9 protein-coding genes and 1 tRNA gene are annotated in these 12208 nt (G+C 66.1%); 4 read left to right on the top strand and 6 right to left on the bottom strand.

Features of this window, described 5'->3' with window-relative positions; genetic code table 11:
• Positions 1–63 precede the first annotated feature (63 nt).
• Positions 64–1506 (bottom strand): cysteine--tRNA ligase, encoded by a 1443-nt coding sequence (gene cysS, locus L8K25_RS04790; RefSeq protein ID WP_242137735.1) that lies wholly within the window; start codon positions 1504–1506, stop codon positions 64–66.
• A 153-nt stretch (positions 1507–1659) separates the two neighbouring features.
• Here cysS and rpsU point away from each other — a divergent pair, with 153 nt between their 5' ends.
• Together rpsU and L8K25_RS04780 are read left to right on the top strand one after the other, a co-directional pair.
• Positions 1660–1866: a 30S ribosomal protein S21 gene (gene rpsU, locus L8K25_RS04785; RefSeq protein ID WP_010162663.1), complete on the top strand. Its 207-nt coding sequence runs from the start codon at positions 1660–1662 to the stop codon at positions 1864–1866.
• Between the two features lie 83 nt (positions 1867–1949).
• Entirely contained in the window at positions 1950–2588 is a 639-nt protein-coding gene (locus L8K25_RS04780) for an FKBP-type peptidyl-prolyl cis-trans isomerase (RefSeq protein WP_242137734.1), read from the top strand.
• A gap of 365 nt (positions 2589–2953) precedes the next feature.
• Here L8K25_RS04780 and lepA read toward each other — a convergent pair whose 3' ends face one another.
• Positions 2954–4777, bottom strand: a complete 1824-nt coding sequence (gene lepA / locus L8K25_RS04775) for a translation elongation factor 4 (RefSeq protein ID WP_242137733.1) — start codon at positions 4775–4777, stop codon at positions 2954–2956.
• 123 nt (positions 4778–4900) lie between these two features.
• Between lepA and L8K25_RS04770 the strand changes: the two genes are divergently transcribed.
• Positions 4901–5449: a peroxiredoxin gene (locus tag L8K25_RS04770; RefSeq protein ID WP_242137732.1), complete on the top strand. Its 549-nt coding sequence runs from the start codon at positions 4901–4903 to the stop codon at positions 5447–5449.
• A 192-nt stretch (positions 5450–5641) separates the two neighbouring features.
• Here L8K25_RS04770 and L8K25_RS04765 read toward each other — a convergent pair.
• Together L8K25_RS04765 and L8K25_RS04760 are read right to left on the bottom strand one after the other, a co-directional pair.
• Positions 5642–5718, bottom strand: a tRNA-Pro gene (locus L8K25_RS04765).
• Positions 5719–5804: 86 nt separating this feature from the next.
• Complete coding sequence (locus L8K25_RS04760) at positions 5805–7100, bottom strand: FAD-dependent oxidoreductase (RefSeq protein WP_242137731.1); 1296 nt, start codon at positions 7098–7100, stop codon at positions 5805–5807.
• Between the two features lie 185 nt (positions 7101–7285).
• Here L8K25_RS04760 and L8K25_RS04755 point away from each other — a divergent pair, with 185 nt between their 5' ends.
• A complete protein-coding gene (locus L8K25_RS04755; protein ID WP_242137730.1) occupies positions 7286–10669 on the top strand; it encodes a glycosyltransferase in 3384 nt (1127 codons plus the stop codon).
• 84 nt (positions 10670–10753) lie between these two features.
• Here L8K25_RS04755 and modC read toward each other — a convergent pair whose 3' ends face one another.
• Together modC and modB are read right to left on the bottom strand one after the other, a co-directional pair.
• On the bottom strand, positions 10754–11527 hold the full coding sequence (gene modC / locus L8K25_RS04750) for a molybdenum ABC transporter ATP-binding protein (RefSeq protein ID WP_242137729.1): 774 nt from the start codon (positions 11525–11527) through the stop codon (positions 10754–10756).
• Complete coding sequence (modB, locus tag L8K25_RS04745; protein ID WP_242137728.1) at positions 11524–12207, bottom strand: molybdate ABC transporter permease subunit; 684 nt, start codon at positions 12205–12207, stop codon at positions 11524–11526. The genes modC and modB overlap by 4 nt, the downstream gene beginning before the upstream one ends.
• Between the last annotated feature and the right edge of the window lies 1 nt (position 12208).

Genomic DNA, 12208 nt, shown 5'->3' with positions numbered 1-12208 from the left:
GCCCGAGCCGCGGGTTCATCCCGGAACGCGAGGTTCGGGGTAGGCGGGCCGGCGGCAGCCGTCTTATGCCGCCCCCAGCTTCCAGTCCCACCCCAGCGCATCGCCGTCCATCACTTCGACGCCGGCCGCCGCAAGCGCATCGCGGATCGCATCCGACGCCGCGAAATCCTTGTCGACCCGCGCCTGCCTGCGTTCCGCGATCCGCGCTTCGATCGTTGCCGCGTCGATCGTCGCTTCCACCGGGCGCACTCGCATCTCGGACCGGGTCAGGTCCGCCAGCCGCAGCCCCAGCACGGCATCGAAATCCCCGATCGCGCCAGTCCGCACCGCCGGCGACAGCTTCTTGTCCGCGATCATCTCGTCGAGCACCGTCAGCGCGCGCGGCGTGTTGAGATCGTCCGCCACCGCTTCCTCGAGCCGCGCGAGATAGGGTTCGGCGTTGCCCTTGAGTGTTCCGTCGTCGCGCGCGCGCAGGGCGTCGAGCGCGATCACCAGCCGCTTCAGCCGGGTGAGGGCGGCGGCGAGGTTCTCCCAGGTAAACTCGAGCTCGCTGCGATAGTGCGCCTGCAGGCACATCAGCCGGTAGGCGAGGGGGTGGAAGCCTGCGTCGACCAGCGTCTGCAAGCGCAGGAATTCGCCACTCGACTTCGACATCTTTCCCCCGCGATCAACGAGGAAGTTGTTATGCATCCAGATTCGCGCACCGGTATCCTCGCACGAGCAGAACGCCTGGTTCTGCGCGATCTCATTCGGGTGGTGGATCTCGCGGTGGTCGATCCCGCCGGTATGGATGTCGAATGGATGTCCGAGATGCTGGAGGCTCATCACCGAACATTCGAGATGCCAGCCCGGCGCGCCCTTGCCCCACGGCGAATCCCATTCCATCTGGCGTTGCTCGCCCGGCGGCGAGCGCCGCCAGATCGCGAAGTCGGCGGCGTTGCGCTTGCCCGATACCGGGTCGATCCGACTTTCGCCCCGGCTTTCGTCGAGATCCGTCGTAGCCCGCGCGAGCGCGCCATAATGCGGCACTTTGCTGGTGTCGAAATACAGGCCGCCTTCGATCAGGTAGCAGTCCTTCTCGATCGTCTTGGCAAAGTCGATCATCTGCGGGATGTGGTCGGTTGCGACGGTCCATTCGGCCGGCGGCTCGATGTTGAGCCGCGCGACATCGTCCTTGAACGCCGCCGTATAATGCGCGGCGATGTCCCAGATCGACTTGGCCTGCGCGGCGGCGGCCTTTTCCATCTTGTCGTCGCCCGCATCCGCGTCGCTGGTCAGGTGGCCGACGTCGGTGATGTTGATGACGTGCTTGGTCGGCCAGCCCTTCCACCGAATCACCCGCCCCAGCGTGTCCGCGAAGAGGAACGCGCGCATGTTGCCGATGTGCTGATAGTTATAGACGGTCGGGCCGCAGGTGTAGATTCGCACCACGCGCGGGTCGATCGGCACGAACGGCTCTAGCGTTCGCGTAAGGCTGTTATAGAGCGTAAGGGGTGTTCCGGTCATGGTGTTCGCTTAGCGAGCGCAGGGCCGGCAAGTCACGTAAAAGCTGCGCCACGGGTTGAAACTTACAACCCACCCGTGTAGGGCGCACGCCTTGCGACGCGGACCTGATGTCCGCGGCGGCGCTTTTCTATCGATTCGGAGCTGTTCGGGTTTATGCAAATCATCGTTCGCGACAACAATGTCGACCAGGCGCTGCGCGCGCTCAAGAAGAAGCTGCAGCGCGAAGGCGTGTATCGCGAAATGAAGTTGCGCCGTCATTACGAGAAGCCGAGCGAGAAGCGTGCGCGCGAGCGCGCTGCTGCCGTTCGCCGCGCGCGCAAGCTCGAGCGCAAGCGCATGGAGCGTGACGGCGCACGGTAAGACCCGTGTTCCGGGCGGGCCAGTCTGGCCCGCTGCTATCCTGACTTGCCGATCCTGAACCGACCGCCCACCCGGGAGCTCCCATGTCGATCACCGCCGTTCCGCTGAAGCCCGTCAAGCGGCGTGTCTTGGTGTATCTGTGGGCCGGCATCGCGGTGGCCGCGGTCGGCGCTGGGGCGCTGGCGATGCAGACTCCGGTCGATCCGTCGGCGACGTTCCTTGCGCACAATGCGCAGAACAAGGGCGTCAAGCAGACTCCGTCGGGCCTGCAATATCAGGTGCTGACACCGGGCACGGGTACGCCGCCGACCGACCAGGACGTCGCGCTCGTCAATTACGAGGGAAAGTTCGTCGACGGCACGACCTTCGACAAGAGCCAGCGCCCGTTCCCGGTGCCGCTCGGCGAGCATGCGGTCGTTCCCGGTTTCGAGGAAGCGCTGTCGCTGATCCCCAAGGGCGGCAAGTATCGGGTTTGGATCAAGCCTAGCCTTGCTTATGGCGATACCGCGCGTCCGGGGATGCCGGCGCACTCGACGCTCGTCTTCGATATCGAGATGCTCGATTTCCTGTCGAAGGCGGCGGTCCAGCAGCTCCAGCAACAGCAGCAGATGCAGCAGCAGATGATGCAGGGCGGCGGCGCGCCGGGCGGGATGCCGCCGGGCGGCGTCCCCGGTGGAGCGCCTGCGGGCGGCCCGAACGGAGCACCGCCGCAGGGCAACTGATCGCTTCGCAGATGTGAGAATACCCAGGACCCCGGCGCGATGCGTCGGGGTCTTGGCGTTTTGGGGCTGGTGCGCTTGGAGCGAAATGACCCTTGCCCGGGACGTCCTATCCGTCCGTTTCGAGCGGGGACAAAGGCCGACGCATCTAAAATGAAGCAGTCGAGCGCAAGGGGCTGGTTTGCTGCAGGAGCGCTATCGGCACGCGGCCCGCTTGCGACGGTCTCCTACACCGCGCGTCTCTGATAGGGTCCCCGGGCTCTTTGACAGCACTGGCACACATAGCGACGGCACAGCGGAACAGCGCCCGGATGCCGCACGATTCCGCCTAACTTTCCCCTAACCTTCCGATCGTCTGGGAAGGCCGTTCAGTTCTCGTCGCCCATCCGCAGCGCGGCGATGAACGCCTCCTGCGGGATGCTGACCGAGCCATATTCGCGCATCTTGAGCTTGCCCTTCTTCTGCTTGTCGAGCAGCTTGCGCTTGCGGCTGGCATCGCCGCCATAGCATTTCGCGGTGACGTCCTTGCGCATCGCGCTGATCGTCTCGCGCGCGATCACCTTGCCGCCGATCGCCGCCTGGATCGGAATCTTGAACAGATGCCGCGGGATGAGGTCCTTCAACCGCTCGACCATGCCGCGCCCGCGCACTTCGGCGGTGCCGCGGTGGACGATCATCGACAGCGCATCGACCGGCTCCTCGTTGACGAGGATGCTCATCTTGACGAGGTCGCCTTCGCGATAGCCGATCTGATGATAATCGAAGCTGGCATAACCCTTCGACATCGACTTCAGCCGATCGTAGAAATCGAACACCACTTCGTTGAGCGGCAGCTCGTAGGTCGCCTGGGCGCGGCCGCCGACATAGGTCAGGTTCTTCTGGATACCGCGGCGGTCCTGGCACAGCTTCAATACGCTGCCGAGATATTCGTCGGGGACGTAGATCGTCGCCTCGATCCACGGCTCGCTGATCGTCGCGATCTTGTTGGGCTCGGGCATGTCGGCGGGGTTGTGCAACTCGATTTGCGTCGTGCCCGCAGGATCGGGGTGAGTCAGCTCGATCTCATACACCACCGACGGCGCAGTGGTGATCAGGTCGAGGTCATATTCGCGCGTCAGGCGCTCCTGGATGATCTCCAGATGCAGCAGCCCCAGGAAGCCGCAGCGGAAGCCGAAGCCGAGCGCCGCCGACGTCTCCATCTCGAACGAGAAGCTCGCATCGTTCAACCGCAGCTTGCTGATGCTCTCGCGCAGCTTCTCGAACTCGGCGGCGTCGACCGGGAAGAGGCCGCAGAACACCACCGGCTGGACTTCCTTGAAGCCCGCCAGCGCCTCGAGCGCGGGGCGCTTCGCATCGGTGATCGTGTCGCCGACGCGAGTCTGCGCGACTTCTTTGATCTGCGCGGTGATGAAGCCCATCTCGCCCGTGCCGAGTTCGGTCAACTGCTCGATCTTGGGGCGGAAACACCCGACCCGGTCGACCAGATGCATCGTGCCGGTCTGCATGAACTTGATCTGCTGGCCCTTCTTCAGGACGCCGTCGATCACGCGGACGAGGATGACGACGCCGAGATACGGATCGTACCAGCTGTCGACCAGCATCGCCTTCAGCGGCGCTTCGGGGTCGCCCTTGGGCGGCGGGATCTTGGTGACGATCGCCTCGAGGATGTCCTCGATGCCGATTCCCGACTTGGCCGACGCGAGCACCGCGCCGGACGCGTCGATGCCGATCACGTCCTCGATTTCCTTGCGGACCTTTTCGGGTTCGGCGGCGGGCAGATCGATCTTGTTGATGACCGGCACGATCTCGTGGTCATGCTCGATCGACTGGTAGACGTTGGCCAGCGTCTGCGCCTCGACGCCCTGCGCCGCGTCGACCACCAGCAGCGCGCCCTCGCACGCGGCGAGGCTGCGGCTCACTTCGTAGGCGAAGTCGACGTGGCCGGGCGTGTCCATCAGGTTGAGGACGTAATCGAGACCGTCCTTGGCGTGATAGGCGAGGCGCACGGTCTGCGCCTTGATCGTGATCCCGCGCTCCTTCTCGATCTCCATATTGTCGAGCACCTGCTCGGACATTTCGCGCGCGGTGAGGCCGCCGGTCTGCTGGATCAGGCGGTCGGCAAGCGTCGACTTGCCGTGGTCGATATGCGCGATGATCGAAAAGTTGCGGATGCGGTCGAGCGGGGTGGTCATGCTCGTGGCGATAGCATGCACGCGGGCCAACGCAACATCGCGCGAGTCGCAGCGGCACAATTGCCGCTGGCGGCGGGGCAGGGGGCGAGCTACGCTCCGGATCAAATCGACAGGAGAATTTGGATGAAGCTCGCCCGTTCGTACGCCGCTGCCGCGCTTGCCGGCACGCTGATGCTCGCCGCCCCGGCGACGGCTGCGCTCAAGGTCGGGGCGAAGGCCCCCGACTTCACCACGCAGGGCGCGCTCGGTGGCAAGCCGTTCACCTTCTCGCTCGCATCGGCGCTCAAGAAGGGCCCGGTCGTGGTCTACTTCTTCCCCGCCGCCTTTACTGCAGGCTGCACGATCGAAGCGCACAAGTTCGCCGAGGCCGCCGCCGACTTCAAGAAGGCGGGTGCGACGCTGGTCGGCTTGACCGCGGGCGGGATCGACAAGATCGATGCCTTCTCGAAGGAAGAATGCCGCAGCGCCTTCCCGGTCGCCGCCGCGACTCCGCCGATGATCAGCAACTATGACGTGTCCTATGCGGCGGGCTCGAAGATCACGAGCCGCACGTCCTATGTCATCGCGCCGACCGGCGAGGTGATCTACGAGCTCACCCAGAACAACCCGGTCGGCCATGTCGAGGGGACACTCCAGGCGGTTCGCGACTGGCGCGCGAAGCACAAGGGCTGAGGTTTTACAGCAAAGTTCTACCACCCCGGCGAAGGCCGGGGCCCAGTAGCGAAGGTCGAGGTAAGGTAGCGCAGCGCCCGCAGGCAAAACGCCCGCTACTGGGCCCCGGCCTTCGCCGGGGAAGTGTACAAGACTATCAAAAAATTTTCGGGGATCACGCCTCGAGCCGCCAGGGCGAAGCTATCGCTGCAATGGTCGGGGCGATAGGATTCGAACCTACGACCCCTGGACCCCGAGACCAGTGCGCTACCAGACTGCGCCACGCCCCGACACATTGCAGGGGCGAGCGGTTAGCCGGGCGGCGGGCTGCGATCAAGCGAAAAGTGGCGGTTGGCGATGATCGCTCCGCCGAACGCTAGGCACGCGCGGCGAGCATCTCGGCGATCGTCGCGAATTTCTCGCGCGGCGCGCCTGTTCTCGCTCGGGTGATTTCGGCGGCTTCGATCTTCTGCCAGTCGCGGAAGGTGACGATATCGACGCCGCGCTGATCGAGCAGCGCATCGAGCCCGGCACGACCCGGCTTGCCGCTGCCGGCTGCGATGTCCGCCGCGATCAACTCGGCGATCGCGAAGCCGTCCGGGCGGTTGGTCCCGATCGTACCCGTCGGGCCGCGCCGTGCCCAGCCGACCGCATAGAGCCCCGGCGCGATGCGTCCGTCGACATTGGCGAAGCGGCCCAGCGCATCGTCATAGGGCACGCCGGCGATCGGGGGGGTGCGATAACCGATGCAGCTCACCACCAGCGTTGCGGGGATGGCATATTCCTCGCCGGTATCGACGACGCGACCCGTCGGATCGATTCGCGTGCGGGCGACGATGACCCGCTCTGCGCTGGCGTCGCCTTCGATCCGGACCGGGCGGGCGAAGAAATCGAACACGATCCGTACCGGCTTGTCATCGTGCACGGCTGCGAAGTCGCGCAAATACGCGACCGATTTGCACAGCCCTGGTTCGAGCTCGGCATCCGCCGCGATCGGTGGAAGGTCGGCAGGGTCGACCAGCGGGACGGCCCGGGTCAGATGCGCCAGCTCGCCGAGTTCCTTGGGTGTCATCGCGATCTGGTGCGGGCCACGCCGCGCGAGCAAGGTCACGGTCGCATGTTCGGCCGCCCGCAGCCGGTCGAGCGCATGGCCGACGATATCCGACCCGCCGAATTCGGCCTCGGTCTTGGCGAGGATCCGCGCGACGTCGAGCGCGACGTTCCCCGCGCCGACGACGACGGCGTCCAGTCCGTGGACGGGGGGATCGAGCTGCGCGAAATCAGGGTGGCCATTGTACCACCCGACGAACGCCGCCGAGCCGATCACGCCCGGCAAATCGTCCCCCGGCACCCCGAGCGGCTTGTCCGCCGGCGCGCCGGTCGCAAGCACGACCGCATCGTACAGGTCGAGCAGTTCCGCGATCGCGACATCGTCCCCGACCGATACATTGCCGACGAACCGCACGGTATCGCTCAACGCGACCGCTTCGTAGCGCCGCGCGACGCCCTTGATCGATTGATGATCCGGGGCGACGCCGGTGCGGATCAGGCCATAAGGCACCGGCAGCCGATCGAGGATGTCGATCCGGCAATCGCTGCCGAACGCCTTCTGGCACGCCTCGGCGGTATAATATCCGGCCGGTCCCGAACCGATGATTGCGATGTGGCGCATGTCGTTCGTTCTCCTGTCGGTCGATCGTAGCCGCATGTCGCAACGGGGCAAGCAATGAAGCCCGGCCGCAACGATCCGCCGCCCGCGAAGGGCCGAATGAATTCAATGTCATCTTGGCGTCGGGCTATGGCCATGCGAAGGGACCGATGCGATTGTGTCAGGCTGTTACAAAGGAAGTCTCGCCGATGAGCCGTGCGCCCGTTTTCTATGATGCCTCGGGTCGCCGGCGTCGTCGCTTTGCCATGGCCGTGGCAGCTTTCATATTGCTGCTGCTGCTGTCGATCGCCGCGCTCGGGGTGTCGATCGGTGCGGTGCCGGCGCCCCCGTTGCTGCCCGTCGAAGCGGAACATGCGGCTTTTACCAAGCTGCCCCCGCCGCACGATCCGTTGCTCAAGCGCGCGCGGCGGAGGATCATCGATTATGCACGGTTGATGGGCGCCGCGCCGCCGCGTGGGGTCGGGGCAGCGGTCGACCAGCCGCTGGCGATCGCCTTTCACGTGCCATGGGATCAGTCGAGCGTCGCGTCGTTGAGGCGTCACATCGGGGAACTCGACTGGCTGATCCCCGGCTGGGTATCGGTGACGGGCGCCGCGCACGACATCACCGTCTATCGCGATACCGCTGGGCGCGAGATCCTCAACCGCTCGCCGCATCGCCCGTTGCTGCTGCCGATGATCCAGAACGCCAAGGACGGCAATTGGGACGCGAAGGGCATGGAGGCAATGTTGCGCTCGGCTGCGCAACGCAAGGCGTTCCTCGATCGACTGGAACCCTGGCTGGCGCAGAATCGCGCGGGTGGTGCGTTCTTCGACTTCGAGGAACTGAGCCCGCGCGGGCAGGCCGACTTCCGCACCTTCCTGCGCGAAACCAAGGCGCGCTTCGCCAGGCACAATTGGGTCATCGCGATCGCGGTCCCGATCGGGGCGGCCGAGGGCGAGGACGGCTGGAACATCGGGGCGTTCGCCGCCATCGTCGATCGCGTGTTCCTGATGGCCTATGACGAGCACGAGGTCGGCGGCGAGTCCGGACCGATCGCCTCGCAGGGGTGGTTCGAACAGTCGGTCGCACGCGCGGTGCGCGGTGTCCCGCGCAGCAAGATCGTCGTCGCGATCGGCAGCTATGGCTATGACTGGCACGACGGCGGCGGCGAACCGCTCTCGATCGACGAGGCATGGCAGAACGCGCGCGAATCGAGCGCAATGCCGGTGTTTGACAAGGCGAGCGGCAACACCAGCTTCGCCTATATGGAAGGCAAGAGTCGCCATGTCGTCTGGCTGCTCGATGCGGCGTCCGCGTATAACGAGATGAAATTCCTCAACCGCGTCGGGCTGAACGGCGTCGCGGTGTGGCGCCTGGGCGCGGAGGATCCCGGGCTCTGGTCCGTCTTCGGTCGCTCGCACCGCACGTTGCCCGCGCCTTCGACGATCAACGCGATCCCGGCGGGTACCGACGTCGACATCGAGGGCAGCGGCGAGATCCTCAAGATCGCGGGCGTACCGGTCGCGGGTGTTCGCCAAGCGGTGGCCAATGCGCGCGGCGGGATCGGCGACGTTCGTTTCGTCCAGTTGCCATCGCCGTACATCGTCGCGCGGACCGGGTATCGCCCCGGCCTGGTGGCGCTGACGTTCGACGACGGGCCCGATCCTACCTGGACCCCGCGCATTCTCGACATCCTGAAGGAAAAGAAGGTTCCGGGCACGTTCTTCATCATCGGCGAGAATGCGCTGACCCAGCGCCGCCTGCTCGAACGGATGATGCGCGAAGGCCATGAGATCGGCAGCCACACCTATACCCACCCCAATCTGGCGGGTGCCTCGGAAACCGAGACGAGCTTCCAGCTGAACACCACGCAACGGTTGTTCCAGGCGTTCACGGGGCATTCCTTGCGACTGTTCCGCGCGCCCTATTTCGGCGATGCCGAGCCGACCACCGCGGACGAAATCGATCCGGCGTTGCAGGCGCAGAACCGCGGCTACATCTCGGTCGGTCTGCACGTCGATCCGGGTGACTGGAAACGACCGGGCACGCAGTCGATCATCGACAGCACGGTCGACGACGTCACGGATCCGGTCGGGCGGTGCACGGGTGACGGTGAGCCGCAGTGCAGCCGCAACATCGTGCTGCTCCACGACGCGGGCGGCGATCGTTCGCAGACCGTGGCTGCGCTGCCGCAGATCATCGATCAGCTCCGGGCCAAGGGGTACCGCTTCGTGCCGGTGTCGGAACTGGCCGGCATCCCGCGCAACCTCGCGATGCCGCCGATCACCGAGAGCGAACAGGTCGCTGCGCAGTTCAACCTGTTCATCTTCAGCGCGCTGGGCGGTATCGTCATCGCGCTTGGCTGGATCTTCTTCTTTGCGATCTCGATCGGAATCGCCCGCGCGATCGTCCTGTCGGCGCTTGCCCTGATCCAGGCGCGGCGCGAGGGGCGGATGGTGTTCCCGCCGATCGACCCGACCACGTTCGTCACGGTGATGATCCCCGCGTTCAACGAGGAACTGGTGATCGAGCGCGCGGTGCGCGGCGTGCTCGCGTCGACCGACGTCCGGGTCGAGGTGATCGTGATCGACGACGGCTCGTCCGACGGGACCAGCGCGGTGATTCAGGCCGCATTTGCCGGCGATGCCCGCGTGAAGCTGCTGACGCTCGAGAATGGCGGCAAGGCGCGCGCGCTCAATCGGGGAATCGAGCTGGCGACCGGCGAGATCGTGATCGCACTCGATGCCGATACGCAGTTCGAGCCGACCACGATCGCGCGGCTGGCGCGCTGGTTCGTCGACCCCGCGCTCGGGGCAGTCGCGGGCAATGCCAAGGTCGGCAACCGCGTCAATCTGCTCACGCGGTTCCAGGCGGTCGAATACATTACCGCGCAGAACCTCGAACGGCGCGCCCTCGCGCGGCTCGATGCGATGACGGTGGTGCCAGGCGCGGTGGGTGCGTGGCGTTTGTCAGCGATCAAGCAGGTCGGCGGCTACCCGGACGACACGCTCGCCGAGGACCAGGACCTGACGATTGCGATCCAGCGCGCCGGATGGAAGGTCACCTATGACCAATATGCCGTCGCCTGGACCGAATCGCCCGAGACGATCAAGGGCCTCGCCAAGCAGCGCTTCCGCTGGGCGTTCGGGACGCTGCAATGCCTGTGGAAGCACGGCGTGATCATGGCCACGGGCAAACCCCGCGGGCTCGCGCGCGTCGGGCTGCCGCAGGCGATCCTGTTCCAGATCGTGTTCGCTGCGATCTCACCGATCATCGATCTCGCGCTGATCGTCAGTTTCGTCATGACCTATCTCGCCGTGCTGGCGCATGGCTGGGCGCAGACGCAGCATGATGTCGAGAAGATGCTGATCTACTGGCTGGTCTTCACGCTGATCGACCTGCTCGCCGCGACGGTCGCGTTCGCGCTGGAACGGCGCGAGGATTGGCGGCTGTTGTGGCTGCTGGTGCCGCAGCGCTTCGGCTATCGCCAGATCATGTATTATGTCGTGTTGAAGGCGATTACCCAGGCGCTGCGCGGACGAAGCGTGGGATGGGGCAAGCTGGTGCGGACCGGGCGCGTGAACGTCTAGGCTGGGCGTTCGAGGGAACCAGGCACCGCGCTTCCCCGGCGACGGCCGGGGCTTGGTCGTCATCGGGAGGCGTGGGGCGTCACATCAGCGATCGATCAGCAGATCCAGCCGGTCGCCCGTCGTCACGTCCCCGCGCGGCACGCGGATCAGCACCCCGTCGCGATCGCGCGCGACGATCCGGGCGGTGATGCGATCCCCTCCGACGATCGACGGCCCTCCGGTCGCCACCACCCGCCCGTGCTCGAGCATCACAACGTGATCCGCAACCGCGCGGACCTCGTCCGGACTGTGGGTGACATACAGCATCGGCAGCGCGAAATCGGCCTTGAGCCGCGCAATATACGCCAGGATCTCGTCCTTGCGCGCGCCATCTAGCGCGGCGAGCGGTTCGTCCAGCAAAAGCAGCTCGGGCTGGCTCAGCAACGCGCGGCCGAGTGCGATCCGCTGACGCTCGCCACCCGACAGGTCGCGAACGCCGCGCCGCAACAGATGGCCGATGTCGAGCGTCGCGACGACCTGGTCGAACCCGATGCGATGCGGCCCCGGCGCGCGCTTCAGTCCGTAACGCAGGTTCGCATCCACCCGCAGGTGGGGGAACAACCGCGCGTCCTGGAACACCCAGCCGATCCGGCGCGCGCGCGGCGGTACGTTGACCCGGGAACCATGATCGAACAGCACGCGGTCCCCCAGCACGATCCGCCCCGCCTCGATCATGCCGCTCCCGGCAATTGCGGCCAGCGTCGCGCTTTTGCCGGCGCCCGAAGGGCCGAACAGCGCTGTCACGCCGTTGGCCGCACCCTCGAACGCCACGTCGAGCGTGAATTCGCCGAGCCTGCGCTTGATCGCGACCGAGATCATTGCCCACTCCGCCGCCGGCCATAGGCCAGCAACGCCTCCGACAGGAGCAGCGCGACGATCGCCACGCCGAACGAGATCCCCGCCAGGCGCAACGCGACCGCCTCGCCACCGGGTTGCTGGAGCGCGGCATAGATGGCCAGCGCGAGTGTCTGCGTCTCGCCCGGAATGTTGGCCGCAAAGGTAATGACCGCGCCGAATTCGCCAAGCGCGGCGGCAAAGCCGATGACCGCGGCGGCGATCAGCCCGGGCGCGGCGAGCGGCAGCGTCACCGACAGCGTCCGATCCCAGAAGCCTGCGCCAAGGCTGTCCGCGACCGCCTCGATCCGGGGGTCGACCGCCTCGACCGCCTGCCGGCAGGCGCGCAGCATCAGCGGGAACGCCATCACGCCGGCCGCGAGCGCCGCACCATTGGCAGTGAAGATCAGCCGGATGCCAAGGCTGGCCAGGAAACGTCCGATCGGTCCGTCCGCGCCGAACAGCAGGATCAGCACGAACCCGACCACCACCGGCGGAAGGAAGAGCGACGAATGCAACACCGCGTCGAGCACGGTACGCCCTGGGAATCGCGTCCGCGCCATCATCCAGCCAAGCAACAGCGCGACCGGCAGCGCGACCAGCACGGCACGGCCGGCGATCGATACGCTGAGCCCCAGCACGTCCCATTCGGCGGCGGTGAGCACG

This window comes from Sphingomonas sp. TREG-RG-20F-R18-01, from assembly GCF_022662475.1.
Taxonomy (GTDB): Bacteria; Pseudomonadota; Alphaproteobacteria; order Sphingomonadales; family Sphingomonadaceae; genus Sphingomonas.
The sequence above is the reverse complement of the archived record's forward strand: the minus strand, read 5'-3'. Positions and strand labels throughout refer to the sequence as shown.